This is a genomic window from Conexibacter stalactiti, from assembly GCF_033542075.1.
Lineage (GTDB): Bacteria > Actinomycetota > Thermoleophilia > Solirubrobacterales > Solirubrobacteraceae > Conexibacter > Conexibacter stalactiti.
The window spans coordinates 1-16,534 of record NZ_JAWSTH010000127.1 but is presented as its reverse complement, the minus strand read 5'-3'; the positions used below and the strand labels follow the sequence as shown (position 1 = coordinate 16,534).

Sequence of the window (16,534 nt, the reverse complement as noted above, 5' to 3'; positions counted from 1 at the left end):
AGCGGCCGCGCCGGCGACGGGCGCCGGCCCGCCGGCCGCGCCGCCCGGCGCCGGGCCTGCCGCCGCTCTCGTCGCCGCTGCCTGCGCGAGCAGTGCGGCGTTGGCGCGCGCCTCGGCCGGCGTCAGCGTCAGCCGTCGCACGACGGGGATCATCGCCAGCAGCAGCAGCGCGGCGATGCGGAAGGCCCAGCCGAAGCCGTCACGCGCGATCCCGGCCGCCTCGCGCCGCAGCCAGCGGTCGAAGCCGACCGGCGCGTTCTCGCTGCGCTCGACGGCGCCGCCGAACTCGGCGAGGTCGTGCGCGATCGCGCCGTGCGAGACGCCGTTGGGAACGCCCCAGACGTAGGAGGTGTCCTCGATGTGGTCGCGCTCGATGTCGTAGTGCCAGCCGGAGGTCGTCGTCGCGACGGTGATCAGCAGCGCGATGCCGAGTGCCGCGCCGAGCTGGCGCGAGGTGTTGACGACGCCGGAGGCGACGCCGACCTGCGGCCCCATCGCGGCGTTCATCGCACCGACGTTGAGCGTCGGGAAGCCGATGCCGATGCCCATGCCGATGAAGACGAGGCCGGGCAGCACGAACAGGTAGTCGCCGACGCCCTCGTAGGTCGAGGGCATGAACGACATCCAGGTCAGGCCGATCGCGAGCGAGCCGAGCGCCGGGATCGCGAGCCGGTAGGCGGGCGCGTTGTCGGCCGCGCGACCGACGAGCGGCCATACGAGGCCGCCGCAGACGCCGATCGGCAGCAGCGAGAGACCGGCTTCGAGCTGCGAGAAGCCCCACAGGTTGACGAACACCTGCGCGAGCAGGAAGAGGCCGCCGACCGCGCCGGCGCCGAGGATCACCATCGCCAGGTTGGCCGACAGGAACTGCCGGTTTCTCAGCAGCGCCGGCGGGATCAGCGGGTGTCTGGCGCGGTGCTGCCAGACGACGAAGCCGATCCCGAGCACGATCGAGAGCTGGATGAAGAACAGCACCTGCGCGTCGTCCCAGCCTCTGACGTTCACCTCGACGAGGCCGTAGGTGAACATCGAGACGGCGGCGGCGAGCAGGCCGACGCCGAGCCAGTCGATCTTGCGCGAGGAGGTGAGGTCCCACGTCTCGGGCCACCAGCGCCACGCCAGCACGACGCCGATCACGCCGAGCGGCAGGTTGATGATGAAGATCCACTCCCACGAGGCGATCTCGATCAGACCGCCGCCGATCACGGGGCCGAGGCCGTTGGCGACGAGCGCCACGACGGCGATCATCGCAAGGCCCTTGCCGCGCTCTCTCGGCGGGAAGACGAGCGCCGTCATCGCGAAGCCGAGCGGCGCGATCATGCCGGCGCCGACCGCCTGGATGGCACGGAAGCCTATGAGCCAGCCGATCTCCCACGCGGCGGCGCAGAGCGCCGAGCCGGCGGTGAAGACGATCAGGCCGGCGACGAACATCTTCTTGCGGCCGAACTGGTCGGCGAGGCGGCCGGTCGCGATCAGCAGCACGGCGAAGACGATGTTGTAGACGTTGACGACCCACGAGGCCGTCGGCAGGATCGTCTCGAAGTCGTGCTGCAGCTCCGGCAGCGCCGTGTTCATGATCGACATGTCGAGCATCGACATGAACCAGGCGATCATCATCACGCCGAAGACTCTCCACTTGATCGCCTGGAGCGCCTCGGGGGTGGGGTTCTGGCGAACCTTGCTCATCGCAGCTCGTTCGCCTCCGCCTCGTCCTCGTCGAGCGTGCCGTCGTCGGCGACCTTCTTGTCGAGCGAGTCGGGTGACGGGGGACGCAGCGCGTCGCTGTCGCCGAACTCCGGCAGCGTGCCGCCGGCGGCCGTCAGCGCCCACCGTCTCAGCTCCTCGAGCACCGTCGGCGACTTGACCGTCTCCGTGCGGATCTCGTCCGGCTCGTCCTCGTCCTCGGCCTCGTAGAGGCGCCAGCGGTCCTGGTCGGAGCGGCCGATCAGCAGCCAGTTACGATCGCCGACGACGATGTGCGTGTCGATCGCGGTCGTGTAGAACGGCCGCGCCGGCAGGTCGTAGTCCTCCAGCAGCGTCGTCAGGTCCTCGCCCTGCATTCTCCCCGGCGCGACGATCCCGAAGTAGGAGAGGATCGTCGTCGGGATGTCGTAGGTCGAGACGAACCACGAGCTGGTGTCGCCGGCCCAGCGACCTTGCGGGTCCTTGATCAGCAGCGGCACGTGGTAGGCGCGCCGGTGCCAGACGCCGGCGGGGCTGCCGTAGACGCCCTGCTCGCCGAGCGCGATGCCGCCGTCGCTGACGAAGATCACGACAGTTCTGCCGGCCATGCCGGTGTCGTCGAGCTTGTCGAGGAATCTGCCGAGCGCGCCGTCGACGGCCTCGACCTCGGCCTCGTAGCGCTGGCGCACCTCGCCCTTGACGCTGTCGTCGGAGACTCTGATCGTCGTCTGGTAGCTGCGGTCCTTCGGCAGCGAGACGTCGTCGTGCAGCGGGCCGCTGCCGGTGACGTACTGGCGCGGCGGGCGGAAGGCGTCGTTGGGGTCGAAGGCGTCGAGCACGAGCAGGAACGGCTGCTCGCCTCTGAGCGCGTCGAGCTGTCTGATCCCCTCGGCGAGCGTCTTCTGCGTCGGCTCCTCGCGTCTCTCTCTGACGGGGCCGCCGAGCGGCAGGAAGTAGTCGCGCTCGGTCTCGCGGAAGCCGGCCGACGTGGCCAGCGGCCCGGTCCGCACGACTCTGCCGAAGCGCCCGCCGACGAAGGTCGGGTTGTCGGTCACGTAGACCGTCTCGATCCCGGCGCCGGCCGCCAGCTCGGTGATCATCGGCTGGAAGTCGTAGATCTTGTTGAAGCCCGGGATCGTCGGCATCCCCGGCGTCGCTCTCCAGTCGCGGAACGGGTAGCTGCGCATCCCGGTCAGCATTCCGCGCCGCATCGGGATCGCCGGCATGCCGTCGGGCGTCGCGTACTTGAAGCGCAGCGAGCGGTCCGACAGCTCGTCGAGGTTCGGCGTCTTGGCGTTGCGGTCGTCGAAGACGTCGTCGTAGGCGGCGACGTAGTCGGAGCGCATCCGGTCCGCGACGATCAGGACGACGTTGGGGCGCTCGCGCTCGCCATCCTCCTGCGCCTCGGCGGCCGCGGCCCCGAGCAGGCCGGCGCCCGAGAGCGCTGCCGCGCCGGCGGTCGCGCCGCCGCCGCGGAAGAGCGCGCGGCGTGAGATCCGTCGCTGATCGGCCATCAGCCGCCCACCACGCCGATGTGGTCGTGGAAGACCGGCAGCGTGCCCCCGGCCTCGTCGACGAGGACCGCCCACAGCTCGTCGACCTTCGCTCTGTTCTCCGGGCTGGCGCCGGCGACGTCTCTCTCGTTGCCGGGGTCGTTGACCATGTCGTACAGCTCTCTTCTGGAGCCGTCCGGCGTCGAGATCATCAGCCACTCGTAGTCGCCGCAGATCCACGTCTCCTGGTAGCAGGAGGTGAAGTGGTCGCGTCTGGGCGGCTCACGGCCGTCGAACAGCACGGTCAGGTCGTCGCCGTTCATCAGCCCCGGGGCGCGCACGCCCTGATAGGAGAGGATCGTCCGCGCGACGTCGTGCGTGGAGGCGAAGTATCTGCTCGTCTTGCCCGCCATCCGGCCCGAGGGGTCGTGGATCATGTACGGGATGTGGTGGATCTCGCTGTAGGGGCGCGGGGTCGACTTGCCGATGATCCCGTGCTCGCCGAGCGTCAGCCCGTGATCGCTGAGGTAGTAGATGACCGTGTTGTCGGCGAGGCCGAGGTCGGCGAGCTTGTTCAGCAGCTTGCCGATCCAGACGTCGACGAAGGTCAGCTCGGCGGCGTACAGCTCGCGCACGAGCTGGAGCGTCTCCGGGTCGATGTCGATCTTGTCGAGTCTCGAGGCCGGCGTCAGGAACGGCTGGATCGGCAGGATGCCTCTCTCGCGCTGGATCCCCTTCGGCTGGCCCTCGATCTCGCGCACGTACAGCGGCGGCGCGTCGAACGGCTCGTGCGGGTCGAACGAGTCGACGCCGAGGAAGAACGGCTGTCTGTTCTTGAGGTCGTCGAGCGCGTCCATGCCGCCGCGCATCACACGCGCCGCCGAGTAGTTCTTCTCGCCGACGCGGTACATCGAGTTCCAGCCGACGTAGTCCTGCAGACGGCGGACCTCGACGGTGTCCGACAGCGCCGGCAGCAGGTACTTCTCGATCGCCGAGCGCGGCGCGGGCCGTCTGAAGGGCGAGTTGAAGTCGCGGTAGGCGCCCTGCGAGAAGTCGGGGCGGCCGATGTCGAGCGTGCGGCGGAAGTGCTCGTAGCGCGGGCCGACGAGGAAGGGGTTGTCGGTCACGTACGCGGTCGAGATGCCGGCCTTGCCGAGCTCCTCGGTCAGCATCGGCTGATGCGGCAGCGGGCGCGTCCAGCCGACCTCGCTCGGCATCGGCGGCGACAGCACCCAGTCACGGTTGGGGAAGCTGCGCATCCCCGTCAGCAGCGTGCGCCGGACGAGCCCGGTCGGCATCGCCTCCGGGACGGCGTACTGGAACTTCAGCGAGCGTCTGAAGAGCGCGTCGAGGTTCGGCGTTCTGGCGAGCGCCTCCGGGTTGTACGCGCCGATGTAGTCGGCGCGCGTGGAGTCGGTGACGATCAGGATCACGTTCGGCGCGTCGCCCGACCGCGCCGAGGTCTCCTCGTACTCGTCGCCGCAGGCCGACAGGCCGACGGCCGCGGCTCCCGCCGCGCTCGCCTTCATGACGCCGCGTCGTGTGAATCGCCGCGCCATCTATTGACCGCCCTTCGCGGCGCAGGCCGCGGACTTGCCGCTCAAATCGTGCTCCAGCTCGGGGAAGTTCGGGGGAAACCGGGGTCCATCCGGCACTGCCAACACGGGACGCGCCGGGGAGTTGCGCCCGCGAGGTTGACATATAGCTTCGCGCATCGGGCCGATGGTGCCGGTTCCGACTGAACGGGAGCTGAAGGAGCCGGCGCGTGAGCGCCCGCTCGGATGGGCGTTCTAGCCGGACGGTTGGTGCCCCGTCACGTCGCTGATCGCCCCGTCGGGCGCGAGCCTGAAGGCGGTCTGGCACGACCCGCTGAATCCAACCGGCGGCGGCGTGACCTCCGCGGTCTCGCCACCGGCGAGGTCGCGCCGCATCAGCGTGCAGCGGCTGTCGTCGATCGGCGGCCGCAGCCACGCGACCCACGTCCCGGCGACCGTGAAGGAGACAGGCCAGCGCGACCCTATGAGGCGATCCGACGAGCCGCGGTCGAGCTGCTGCCAGCGGCCGTCCGGCTTCAGGCAGCCGCGCATGACGGCGTAGGTGTAGAAGGCGCCGCTGCGCTGTGCCTGCGTGACCAGGACCCGCTCGTTCTCGGCGAGCACGTCGTCGCGATCGGCGGCGACGCAGCGCACCGGCGTGCCGCGCTTCAGCGTCATCGCGGCGACCAGCGAGCGCGCGTGCACGCCGCCGACGCGCAGCCCGCACCAGTTGGCCTGCGCCGCGACGTCGGCGTTCAGCGTCAGCGTGATCGTGCGCCTGCCGGCGAGCTTCCGCAGCAGCGGCCGCGCGCCGCCGCGCGCCGCCAGGATCGCGTCGTCGATCGTCGTCGGCGCCTCCTGCGCCGCCTCCTCCCCGCAGACGAACCGCACGTAGCCGCGGCTGCGTCTGCCCGCGGGCAGCAGCGGTCTCCGCAGCCGCACCGTCAGCTGACGCCCCTCGAGCCGGAAGCTCGCCGCGCGATCTCTGCTGACGCCGGTCGCCAGCGCCGGCTTGGCCTTCGTCGCCGCCTCGGCGGCGGTCGCGGGCAGCAGCGCCGCCGACGCCAGCAGCGCGAGCCCCGCCGCGAGCGTCCGTCCTGCCCCGACGCGTCCATGCATCTGTCTGCGACCCATGCAAGCGGGAACGTGCCGACGGCCCGCCGAGTTGCGCCCAAGCCGCTGAATCCCGTTCTCAGCCGGCGCTGCTTCAATGCTCGGATCTCCCGTCTCTCGCTGCTCGGCGCCGCGCGCGCCTTCATCGTCCTCGTCGCCCTCGGCACCGTCGTCGCGATGGCGCTGATGTGGCCGACGAACGTCGGCGACAAGTTCTCCGAGGTCGTGCAGCCGAGCGACAAGGCGACCGTCACCGGGATCGACGACAGACCGTGCGGGGCGACCGTCAGCGACCGCTGCATCCGCGTGCTGATCCAGCTCGACAGCGGCGACGAGGCCGGCAGCAGAGGCGTGATCCAGTGGAACGCCAACGGCGTCGACCCCGACGTGCACGTCGGCGACAAGCTGCGCGTCGCGCAGGCGCAGGAGATCCCCGGCTACGAGGAGTACGGCCAGAACACGTGGACGCTCGTCGACTTCCAGCGCGGGCCGGCGCTGATCGCGCTGTTCGCGATCTTCGCGGTGATGGTGCTGTTGCTGTCGCGGCTGCGCGGGGCGCTGTCGCTGATCGGCCTCGGCATCAGCCTGCTGCTGATCCTCGTCTACGTGATCCCGGCGATTCTCGACGGCAAGCCGCCGGTCGCGGTCGCGATCTCGGGCTCGCTGGCGATCGGGCTGATCGCGATCCTGCTCGCGCACGGCCGCGGCCCGAAGGCCGTCGCGGCGATGCTCGGCACGACCTCCAGCCTGCTGTTGACCGCGCTGCTGGCGGTGATCTTCACGAGCGCGACGCGGCTGACCGGCCTCTCCGGCGAGGAGGCGTTCGCGCTGCGGCTCGCCGACCCGAGCGTGTCGCTGCAGGGGCTGCTGATCGCGGGCATGATCATCGGCGCGCTCGGTGTGCTCGACGACGTCACCGTCAGCCAGTCCTCGACCGTCTTCGCGCTGCGCGCCGCCAACCCCGACCTCGGCTTCCGCGAGCTGTTCGGGCGTGCGATGGACGTCGGCCGCGACCACGTCGCCGCGACCGTCAACACGCTCGTGCTCGCCTACGCCGGCTCGTCGCTGCCGGTGCTGCTGATCTTCGCCTCGGGCGCGCTCGGCGCCGGCGAGGCGCTCAACCTGGAGCTGGTCGCCGAGCAGGTCGTCGCGACGCTCGTCGGCTCGATCGGGCTGATCGTCGCGGTGCCGGCGACGACGGCGCTGGCCGCCCTGCTCGCGCTCCACACGCCGCGCGCGGAGCTGGAGCACGAGGCCGCGCACGGCCACGCGCACACGCACTGAGCAGCCAGCCGCGCTACGCCCGGATCGTCACCGGCGTCCCCAGCGGGACCGTCTTCGCGAGCTTCACGATCGTCGCGTTGGCGACGCGGATGCAGCCGTGCGAGACGTCGCCGCCGAGCACGCTCGGTGTGTTCGTGCCGTGGATGCCGACCTGGCCGTCGCCGCCGGCGAAGCTCGTGTAGACCGGCGAGTAGGCGGAGAGGCCGAGCGCGTAGGGACCGTAGAAGCCGTCCGGGTCGGGCGGCCGCAACAGGTCGGTGACGAAGTAGCTGCCGGTCGGCGTCGGCGAGACCGCTCTGCCGACCGCGATCTTCGCGCGCAGCACGACCCGCCCGTGCTCGAACAGCAGCAGCCGGTGGGCGCGACGGCGGATCTCGATGCGGTGGTCGCTGCGCGCGAGCCGCACGTCGGCGGCGCGGACCCAGCCGCGCCCGCCGTTGGGGCGCACCGGCAGCGCGACCCGCAGCCACGCGCCGCGCCGCTGCAGCACGCGGAAGACGACCGGGAGACGCGCGCCCTCGACGGTGCGGCGCGTGATGCGGCGGGCGGGGCGAGCGCGGCCTCCGTCGCGAACCGCGCCGGCGTGGCCCGCGCCCGGCCGTCTGTAGACGACGATCGTCGCGCGCTTCCCGCGCGCGACGATCGCGCTGCCCCTGCCCGGGGTCGAAGCTGCCGCATCGGGGTCGAAGTCGGTCGCGCCGCCGGCCGCCGGGGCAGCCGCGGCGAGCGCCCCGGGGTCGCCGTCGTCGGCGCGCGCGCCGTCACCGTCGCCGCTGCCGCCGAGCCACGCGCTGAGCGCGAGCCCGGCGAGCACCGCGACGAGCACGACGGCGAGCGCTGTCAGGCGGCGGCGCACCGGATCAGCCCGTCATCGCCGGCTGGCTCGACATGCCCTCCGACGGCTGCGCGCTGCCCATCGTCGAGATGAAGCCGGTCGACTGCACGACCGCGAGCACCTCGTCCATCGTTCTCGCCGGGTTGAACGCCTCGGGCACCGGCGAGGCCGGCGACGTGCCTCCTCTCGATGCGATCGAGGCGATCCATGCGGCGTGCCGCGCCTCGACCGGGTGGATCGAGATCGCGGCCGTCAGCACGTCCTTGCTCTGGATGTTGACCGCCGCGCCCTGGTACGCCTCGACGCCGGTGTCCTCCAGCGTCAGCGCCGTTCTCCAGAACGTGTCCGCATCCGAGGTCGTGCCCTTGAAGTCGAAGCTCGGTCTTCTGACCGCCTTGCTTCCGAGCGCTCTCCGCAACGCGGCGACATGCGCGTCCTCGTGCGCGCCGACCGTTCTCGCGAAGACCGCCAGCTCTCCGCTGAGCGCCCCTCTCGCGTTCGCCTCGGCGTAGAAGGCCGCCTCGAGGTATTCGAGCGTCAGCGCGTAGTTGAGGATGTCGACGTCGCTGCCGCTCTGAGCCAGCGCCGCGCCGGGAGTGAGGATCGCCGGCACGACGACGGCGCCGCCGGCGATCGCCAGCGCGCGGCGCAGGAACGAGCCGCGCGTGACCGGGTCGACGCGCGACGCCGCCTCGCGCAGCGCGCCGTCGCGGTCGAGCTGCTCGAAGGTGGGGTGGATGCTGTCCGTCATCGCTCGCTCCCTCATTGGATGAAGCCGGTCGATCTGACCGCGTCGAGCACGGCGGTCATGTCCAGCGCTCTGCTGAAGGCGTCGGGCGCCGGCACGGGGTCGGAGCCGCTGCCGATCAGGTCGGAGACCCATGCGGCGTGACGCGCCTCGACCGCGAGGATCGCGCCGGCCGCGGCGAGCACGTCTCTCGATCTGATGTTGGGCGCCTGGCCCTGGTAGGCGGAGACGCCGGTGTCCTCCAGCGTCAGCGCCGTTCTGAGGAACGCCTCCTGCGAGGAGGTCGCGTCCATGAAGTCGAATCTCGGCGACGCGACCGCTCTGCCGCCGAGCGTTCTCTTGAGCGCGTCGACGTGCGCCTGCTCGTCGGCGTGCGCCGTTCTCGCGAACGTCAGCACGTTGCCTCTGAGGCCCGCGTCTCTCAGCGCGGAGGCGTAGAAGGCGGCCTCCAGGTACTCAAGCGTCAGCGCGTAGTTGAGGATTCTCACGTCGCCGGCGGAGAGGCCGCCCTGCGCCCCGGCGAACGCGATCGGCAGCGATCCGAGCCCGAGCCCGGCGCCGACGAGGAGGCCGCCGCGTGCGAGGAACGCGGCGCGCGTGGCGCCGCCTGTTCGCGCCGCGACATCCGCGTCGGCGCCGAGTTCACGGATCGCGCCATCGCGGTCGAGCTCGGCGAGCTTCGCCCGATCGTCCATGCTGCACTCCTTCCAGAGGATTCGGGCTTAACTGCGCGAGCCCGGCGCCGCTGGATCACTCAATCATCAGCGTGCGGCGAGCGCCTCCCGCACCTCGCGGCGACGGCGGCCGCGCTGGCGACGGCGCGCGAGCAGGCCGTACTTCGGCGACAGCAGCAGTGCCAGCACGAAGCAGCAGGAGGCGACGAGGCCCATCGCGCCCGCGATCGAGGCGTCGACCTGGAGCGCGGCGGTGTGGCCCGCGATCGCGCTGAACCAGCCGATCGCGAGCGTCACCGCGATCATCGTCACGATCCGGTCGGCGAGCAGGTAGGCGGTCGCGGCCGGCACGATCAGCAGCGTCACGACGAGTATCGCGCCGACCGACTCGAACGCGGTCACGGCCGTCACCGCGACGGCGATCAGCAGCAGCCGCGACAGCAGCACCGGCGAGATCCCGATCGTGCGCGCGAACTCCGGGTCGAAGGTCGTCGCCTTCAGCTCCTTCCACAGCAGCGCGACGAGCGCGCCGTTGGCGAGCGCGACGCCGCCGAGCAGCACGATCGAGCGCGCGACCTCGACGCCGGCGAAGCTGACCGTCTCGAACGGGGCGAAGGCGATCTCGCCGTAGATCGTCGCGTCGAGGTCGAGGTGGGCGCCGCTCGCCCACTTCGTCACGCCGAGCACGCCGAGCGCGAACAGCGCCGGGAAGACGAGCGCGATCGCGGCGTCGCTGGCGACGAGCCTCGTCGCTCTCAACCAGTCGATCGCGATCACGCAGAGGACGGCGAAGAGGCCGGCGCCGAGGATCACCGGCAGCGGCGCGCGCGTCCCGAACAGCAGGTAGACGGCGACGATCCCGGGCAGCACCGCGTGGCTGACGGCGTCGCTCATCAGCGCGACGCGGCGCAGCACGAGGAAGGGGCCGAGCAGGCCGGCGGCGGTCGCGACGAGGCCGGCGGTGATGATGATCGTGAGGTCGTCGGCGGTCATCGCGCGCCCTCGGCCGCGTAGCGCTGCAGCTCGTCGGCGTAGGCGTCGCCGAGGCTGCGGCGCAGGTCGCTGGGGTCGGGCTCGCGCGCGTCGGGCAGCTGCAGGCGCCAACCGTGCTCCAGCCACGCCGACCACAGATCGCGCCGCTCCAGCGCCGCGTGCGCGGCGGCGGCGCCGTCCTGCGAGAGGTGGACCCTGTCGCCGTCGCGCACGAGCATGCCGTCGCGGTCGAGCATTCGCAGCGCCCGTCCGACGGTCCGCTGCGAGCGGCCGCTGGCGAGCGCCAGCTCCGAGCGCGTCGGCGGCGGGCCGGCGTGGATCGTCGTCTCGAGGTCGACGAGCACCCCTTCGACGAGCGTGCGGCGGCGGTCGCGCGCGAGCTTGCGCGCGCGCCACAGCACGCCGCGGCCGGGCGCCAACAGGATCGCGAGCACGACGGCGCCGAAGCCGACGAGCACGATCACCGGCCCGGTCGGGACCTGCGCGCTCGACGCCAGCAGCGCGCCGGTGACGCCGACGGCGGCGCCGATCAGCGCCGCGAGCGGCAACAGGTGGGAGAGGCGGCCGGCGAGCTGCCGGGCTGCGACGGTCGGCACGACCAGCATCGCGACCATCAGGATCGCGCCGACGGTCCGCAGGCCGATCACGACCGCGACGACCAGCAGCATCGTCATGAAGATCTCCAGCCCCCGCACCGGGAGCCCGACGGCACCCGCGAAGGCCGGGTCGAACAGCGTCGTCTTGAGCGCGCGAAAGGCGATCGCGACGGCCGCGAGCGCGACGACGGCGAGCACCGCCATCGCGTTGAGATCGCGCTCCAGCAGCCCTGCCGCCTGCCCGAAGAGGTACTTGTCGAGGCCGGCCTGGTCGGAGTCGTTGGTCGAGGCGATGTAGGTCAGCAGCACGATCCCGAGCGAGAAGAAGCTCGACAGCACGACGCCGATCGCGGCGTCGGCTCGGATGCGGCTGGTGCGCTCGATCCCGACCATCAGCAGCGCGCCGACGAGCCCGGCGCAGGCGGCGCCGGCCAGCAGCGTCGCGTCATCCTTGGCGCCGGTCGCGAGGAAGGCGATGCAGACGCCGGGCAGCGCGGCGTGCGCGAGCGCGTCGCCGACGAGGCTGCGCTGGCGCAGCACGGCGAAGACGCCGAGCGCGCCCGCGGCGATCCCCAGCAGCGCCGCCCCGATCGCGACGACGGCGTCGCTGTAGGAGAGCGGCAGGAGGTCGATCAGCCAGCCCACGACAGCGCCTCGGCGTCGTCGGCGTCGGGGCCGGCGAGCGCGCCGGCCGCGGCGCCGTAGGCGCGCGCGAGCGTCTGCGGGGTCAGCACCTCGGCGACCGGCCCCTGGGCGATCGCGCGCACGTTCAGCAGCAGCACGTGGTCGAAGGCGCCGCGGACGGTCCCGAGGTCGTGGTGGACGACGACGACGGCGCGGCCCTCGTCGCGCAGCTCGCCGAGCAGTCTGAGGATCGACGCCTCGGTGCGCGCGTCGACGCCGGCGAACGGCTCGTCCATCAGCAGCAGCGGCGCCTCCTGCGCGAGCGCGCGAGCGATGAAGACGCGCTGGCGCTGACCGCCGGAGAGCTGGCCGATCTGGCGGCCGGCGTAGGCGCTCATGCCGACGCGCGCCAGGCAGTCGTCGACGATCGCGGCGTCGCCGCGCGGCACGCGGCGGAACCAGCCGGCGCGCGGGTAGCGGCCCATCTCGACGACCTCGCGCACGGTGATCGGGAAGTCCCAGTCGACGGCGTCGCGCTGCGGCACGTAGGCGATCCGCTCGCGCACGGCGCCGATCGGCTGCCCGTCGACGAGCGCCTGGCCGGCGTCGGACGGGATCAGGCCGAGCGCCGCCTTCAGCAGCGTTGACTTGCCGGCGCCGTTGGGTCCGACGATCGCCGACAGCGCGCCGGTCGGGAAGCTCGCGTCGACGTCCCACAGCACCGGGCGCGCGCCGTAGGAGACGGTGAGGCGGCGCAGCTCGAGTGCGGCCGGCGCGGTCATCGCAGCGCCTCGGCGATCTTGTCGGCGTTGGCTCTGACCATCCCGATGTACGTTCCTTCCTCGGTGCCGTCGTCGCCGGCGGCGTCGGTGAACAGCTCTCCGCCGACGGTCGCGTCGGCCCCTCGCTCGCGCGCCGCGGCGAGCACCGCGTCGATCGTCTGGCGCGGCACGCTCGACTCGACGAAGACCGCTCTGACGTCGCGCTCGGCGATCACCTCGGCGACCCGCTCGACGTCGGCGGTCGTCGCCTCGGCGACGGTCGAGATCCCCTGGATCGCGTGGACGTCGATGTCGTAGGCGGCGCCGAAGTAGGCGAACGCGTCGTGTGAGGTGATCAGCACGCGGCGGCTGCGCGGGATCTCGGCGATCCGTCTGGCGACGTAGGCGTCCGTCGCCGCGAGCTCCTGCTCGTAGGCGGCCAGCCGTTCGCGGTACTCGGCGGCGTGGGCCGGATCCTTGCGCTCCAGCGTCCGCGCGATCGTGCGCGCGACGTGCTGCCAGTTGCCGACGTCGAACCAGACATGCGGGTCGTGGCCGTCGCTGCCGTCGGGCGGCTCGCGCAGGTCGGCCTCGGGGATGCCGGCGAAGACCGCTTGCGTCGTCTGGCGTTCGTCGAGCTGCTCCAGCAGCTCGCCCATCTTGCCCTCGAGGTGGAGCCCGCCGTAGAAGATCACGTCGGCGTCGCGCAGGTCCTTCACGTCGCGCGCGCTCGCCTTGTAGAGGTGGGGGTCGACGCCGGCCCCCATCAGACCGGTCACCTCGACGCGGTCACCGCCGATCTGGCGGACGGTGTCGGTGATGAAGTTGGTCGTCGTCGTGACGGCGACCTTGCGGTCGGCCGGCACCGTCGCGCCCGCCGCGACGCCGGCGCCACCGCCGGCACAGCCGCCGAGCGCCGCCGCGAGCGTCCCAGCGAGCACGATTGCGGCGCACGTCGCAAACAGGTTTCGCAGCTGGCGCAAGTTCATCGCCGGTCGAACTTAGCATAGATTTTGGCTTGCCAAAAAACTCCGTTCAGCGGCGTGTCGGGCGCGGAACCGCCGCACAGGCGAGCAGCGCCGCGACCGCCACTCCGGCACAGACCATGAAGGCGGCCGTGAAACCGCCGGCGCCATGCGAGCCCTCCTCCGCGATCACGAGCGCGGCGACGACCTGGCTGCCGAGCGCCCCGCCGATCGTGCGCAGCGTCGTGTTGATGCCGGTCGCCTCGCCGGTCTGCGACTGCGGGACGCCGCTGACGATCAGGTTCGCCAGCGACGTCAGCGCGAAGGTCAGCCCCAGCCCGTAGGCGAGCAGCATCCCGATGTAGACCTGCCACGGCTCGTCATGCACGAACGCCAGCATCGCCAGCCCTGCGATCAGCGCCACGACGCCGAGCACCAGCGGCAGGCGCGCGCCGGTGCGGTTGCCGAGCGCCCCCGCCAGCGGCCCGGCGACCAGCCCTGACAGCATCGCCGGCAGCAGGTAGAGCGCCGAGCCGGTCACGCTCGCGTCGAAGCCGTAGCCGGCGACCGCCGGGTCGGCCTGCACGAAGCGCGGCACGAGGTACGACATCGAGTACATGCCGAACCCGACCGTCACGCCGACGGCATTGACCGTCCAGACCGAGCGCCGCGCCAGCAGCCGCAGGTCGATCAGCGGCTCGCGCCGCCCCAGCTCCCAGCGCGCCCACGCGACCAGCAGCGCCGCGCCGCCGAGCACCAGCGCGAACGTCCCGGGCGCCAGCCAGCCCCACTCGCGGCCCTGTGAGATCGCCAACAGCAGCGGCAGCAGACCGCCGGCCATCAGCAGCGCGCCGACCCAGTCGACGTCGACCTGCTCGCGCGGCGGCGATCTCGGCACGAACAGCCGCACCCCGGCGATCGCGATCAGCGGCATCGCGATCCCGAGCCAGAAGATGCCGTGCCACGAGATGTGGTCGACGATCGGGCCGCTGAGCACCAGCCCGGCGGCGCCGCCGATGCCGAAGCTGCCCGACAGCAGGCCGATCGCCGACGACAGCCGCGCCGGCGGCAGCGCGTCGCGCGCGATCCCGAAGGCGAGCGGGAAGATCGCGCCGCCGAGCCCCTGGATCACGCGCGCGACGATCAGCACCGGCAGCGACGGCGCGAGCGCGCCGAGCAGGCTGCCGGCGGCGAAGATCGCCAGCACTCCGACGAGCATCCGCTCCTTGCCGTACAGGTCGCCGAGCCGCCCCAGCACCGGCGTCGAGACGGCCGTCGAGAGCAGGAAGGCGGAGATCAGCCACGCGACCCCGCCGGCGTCGCTGCCGAGATCGCGCTCGATCTGCGGCAGCGCCGGCACGACCATCATCTGCATCGAGGCATAGGCGAGCGACGCGAGCGTGAGGCTCGCGATCACGGGCCAGCTCCGCCGCGCGGAGGTCGCGGCGGCCATGCCCGAGACGATAGGGATCGCGTGGTCTCGGTCGCCCCCTCGCCGGTCGCGAGCGGACGCCCGGCGGGCAGCGGCGACCGGCGCGCGGGCCCGCGCGCGGCCCGTATGCTCGCGCCGTGGAAGCCCCGCCGTCCGTCCCGGCGCCGGCACCCCGTTCCCGGCGCACCAGCTCCAACCACGTCGCCGACGCGCTGCGCGCCGCGATCGACAGCGGCCACCTGCCCGACGGCGCCGAGCTCAACCAGGTCGAGCTGGCGGCCCACTTCGGCGTCTCGCGCGTGCCGGTGCGCGAGGCGATCCGGCTGCTGCAGGCCGAGGGGCTCGTCGAGGCCGCCGCCCACAGACGGGCCGTCGTGCGCGGCCTCGACCTCGCCGGCCTGGCCGAGTCCTACGAGGTGCGGGCGCTGCTGGAGGGCCACCTGACCGAGCTGGCCGTCCCGCACGTGGATCGCTCGCGGCTGACGCGACTGGGACGGCTCAACCGCGCGATGCGCAGCGAGGGCGACGAGCTGCGCTGGCTCGCGCTCGACGCGGAGTTCCATCGCACGCTCTACGAACCGGCCGGCAGACCGGGCGCGCTCGAGATCGTGGCGCAGCTGCGCCGGCGCGCGGAACGCTACGTGCTGATGCGCAGCAGACCGTTCGCAGTCGAGGGCACGCGCCACCTGACGCGCGAGCACGCCCAGATCGTGCGGATGGCGCGCGCCGGCGAGGCGGCGAACGCGCGCGCCGCCGTCGAACGCCACCTGCTGCGGCTCTGCGACGCGATCTTGAAGCTGCCGCACGAGCCGCCGGAGAGCAGCATGGCGCGCCGGCCCCGTTGAATCGACCGCAACCCGGTGCAAAGCTCGTCGCTCCAGACCGGACGACCAGCCCGGTCGCGGAGAGAGGAGTCGGTCATGGCCGACAGGATCATGTGTGTGACCTGGGGTCGCACCGTCCCGGGCCGCGAAGCACGCGCGTTGGAGGTCTTCAACGACGCCGTCGCCTATTACACGGGCCTCAGAGAGGAGGGGCGGATCGAACGCTTCGACCTCGTCATCCTGACCCCCAACGGCACCGAGGGCGGGATGATGCTGCTGCACGGCAGCCACACCCAGCTCGACGCGGTCAAGGAGGACGACCGCTTCGAGCGGATCATGGTCGACGCCGGCATGGTCGTCGAGAACCTGCGGCTGCTCGACGGCTACGTCAACGAGGGCATCGCCGAGCCGATGGGCCGCTTCCAGGACGCGATCGCGCACCTGCCGCATCCCGTCTCCGCCTGATCGACGGCATCAGCGATTCGACTTGGCGGCGCCGCGGCGGCGCGCGAAGGTCGTCTGCTCCTCCCCGACTGCGAAGGAGCACCAAGATGTCCGTCACCCCCGCTGCCGCGGTGCCCGCCACCAGCGACGACCGCTTCGTCGCCGACGTGCTCGAATCCGAGCTGCCGGTGCTCGTCGACTTCTGGGCGCCGTGGTGCCCGCCCTGCCGCGCGATGAGACCGCTGCTGGCCGAGCTGGACGGGCAGCGCGACGACCTCCGCGTCGTCTCGCTGAACGTCGACGAGCACCAGGCGACGGCGATCAGATACTCGATCCTGTCGATGCCGACGTTCATCCTCTTCCGCGCCGGCGCGCCGATCCTGACGCTCGTCGGCGCGCGGCCGAAGGCGCGCCTGCAGCGCGAGCTGTCAGCCGTCCTCTGAGGCCGGCGCGAGGCCGGGCGGCGGCGGGCCGGGCGGCGGCGCCGCGAGCGCCGCGCCGAGGTGGGCCCGCAGCAGCTCGGCGGCCGG

General features: G+C 72.3%; 16 protein-coding genes. 4 read left to right on the top strand and 12 right to left on the bottom strand.

All coding sequences use genetic code 11. The features are described from left to right. The 4 genes from R7226_RS28030 to R7226_RS28015 all read right to left on the bottom strand — a co-directional run. The coding region (locus R7226_RS28030) for a DHA2 family efflux MFS transporter permease subunit (protein ID WP_318600744.1) at positions 1 to 1,686 on the bottom strand (1,686 nt) is incomplete at its 3' end. Continuing rightward, on the bottom strand, positions 1,683 to 3,197 hold the full coding sequence (locus R7226_RS28025) for a sulfatase-like hydrolase/transferase (RefSeq protein ID WP_318600742.1): 1,515 nt from the start codon (positions 3,195 to 3,197) through the stop codon (positions 1,683 to 1,685). The genes R7226_RS28025 and R7226_RS28030, both read right to left, overlap by 4 nt. After that, positions 3,197 to 4,735: a sulfatase gene (locus R7226_RS28020; RefSeq protein WP_318600741.1), complete on the bottom strand. Its 1,539-nt coding sequence runs from the start codon at positions 4,733 to 4,735 to the stop codon at positions 3,197 to 3,199. Before R7226_RS28020 ends, R7226_RS28025 begins: the two co-directional genes overlap by 1 nt. Before the next feature lie 231 nt (positions 4,736 to 4,966). Continuing rightward, positions 4,967 to 5,830: a hypothetical protein gene (locus R7226_RS28015; RefSeq protein ID WP_318600739.1), complete on the bottom strand. Its 864-nt coding sequence runs from the start codon at positions 5,828 to 5,830 to the stop codon at positions 4,967 to 4,969. On the opposite strand from R7226_RS28015, the gene R7226_RS28010 reads away from it, so the two are divergent. After that, a complete protein-coding gene (locus R7226_RS28010) occupies positions 5,825 to 7,108 on the top strand; it encodes a YibE/F family protein (RefSeq protein ID WP_318600738.1) in 1,284 nt (427 codons plus the stop codon). The genes R7226_RS28015 and R7226_RS28010 overlap by 6 nt on opposite strands. Positions 7,109 to 7,121: 13 nt before the next feature. On the opposite strand, the gene R7226_RS28005 is transcribed toward R7226_RS28010, so the two are convergent. From R7226_RS28005 to R7226_RS27970, 8 genes are all read right to left on the bottom strand, one after another. Further along, positions 7,122 to 7,964: a L,D-transpeptidase gene (locus R7226_RS28005; protein WP_318600736.1), complete on the bottom strand. Its 843-nt coding sequence runs from the start codon at positions 7,962 to 7,964 to the stop codon at positions 7,122 to 7,124. 4 nt (positions 7,965 to 7,968) lie between these two features. Beyond that, positions 7,969 to 8,694, bottom strand: a complete 726-nt coding sequence (locus R7226_RS28000) for a ferritin-like domain-containing protein (RefSeq protein WP_318600734.1) — start codon at positions 8,692 to 8,694, stop codon at positions 7,969 to 7,971. Between the two features lie 11 nt (positions 8,695 to 8,705). After that, positions 8,706 to 9,386 carry a ferritin-like domain-containing protein gene (locus R7226_RS27995; RefSeq protein WP_318600733.1) on the bottom strand — a complete coding sequence of 227 codons (681 nt, stop codon included), beginning with the start codon at positions 9,384 to 9,386 and terminating at the stop codon, positions 8,706 to 8,708. Between the two features lie 66 nt (positions 9,387 to 9,452). Next, positions 9,453 to 10,358 (bottom strand): metal ABC transporter permease, encoded by a 906-nt coding sequence (locus tag R7226_RS27990; RefSeq protein ID WP_318600731.1) that lies wholly within the window; start codon positions 10,356 to 10,358, stop codon positions 9,453 to 9,455. Continuing rightward, the gene (locus R7226_RS27985) at positions 10,355 to 11,599 is read right to left on the bottom strand and encodes a metal ABC transporter permease (protein ID WP_318600729.1); all 1,245 of its coding nucleotides are present in this window, start codon (positions 11,597 to 11,599) and stop codon (positions 10,355 to 10,357) included. The genes R7226_RS27990 and R7226_RS27985 overlap by 4 nt, the downstream gene beginning before the upstream one ends. Beyond that, positions 11,587 to 12,360, bottom strand: coding sequence for a metal ABC transporter ATP-binding protein (locus R7226_RS27980; RefSeq protein WP_318600726.1), 774 nt, complete (start codon positions 12,358 to 12,360; stop codon positions 11,587 to 11,589). Before R7226_RS27980 ends, R7226_RS27985 begins: the two co-directional genes overlap by 13 nt. Then, positions 12,357 to 13,280 (bottom strand): metal ABC transporter solute-binding protein, Zn/Mn family, encoded by a 924-nt coding sequence (locus tag R7226_RS27975; protein WP_318600725.1) that lies wholly within the window; start codon positions 13,278 to 13,280, stop codon positions 12,357 to 12,359. Before R7226_RS27975 ends, R7226_RS27980 begins: the two co-directional genes overlap by 4 nt. A gap of 94 nt (positions 13,281 to 13,374) precedes the next feature. After that, positions 13,375 to 14,757 carry an MFS transporter gene (locus tag R7226_RS27970; RefSeq protein ID WP_318600724.1) on the bottom strand — a complete coding sequence of 461 codons (1,383 nt, stop codon included), beginning with the start codon at positions 14,755 to 14,757 and terminating at the stop codon, positions 13,375 to 13,377. Between the two features lie 116 nt (positions 14,758 to 14,873). On the opposite strand from R7226_RS27970, the gene R7226_RS27965 reads away from it, so the two are divergent. From R7226_RS27965 to R7226_RS27955, 3 genes are all read left to right on the top strand, one after another. Next, on the top strand, positions 14,874 to 15,581 hold the full coding sequence (locus tag R7226_RS27965) for a GntR family transcriptional regulator (protein WP_318600723.1): 708 nt from the start codon (positions 14,874 to 14,876) through the stop codon (positions 15,579 to 15,581). 75 nt (positions 15,582 to 15,656) lie between these two features. Next, positions 15,657 to 16,025, top strand: a complete 369-nt coding sequence (locus R7226_RS27960) for a hypothetical protein (protein WP_318600722.1) — start codon at positions 15,657 to 15,659, stop codon at positions 16,023 to 16,025. An 86-nt stretch (positions 16,026 to 16,111) separates the two neighbouring features. Then, positions 16,112 to 16,447 carry a thioredoxin family protein gene (locus R7226_RS27955; RefSeq protein WP_318600720.1) on the top strand — a complete coding sequence of 112 codons (336 nt, stop codon included), beginning with the start codon at positions 16,112 to 16,114 and terminating at the stop codon, positions 16,445 to 16,447. Positions 16,448 to 16,534 lie beyond the last annotated feature (87 nt).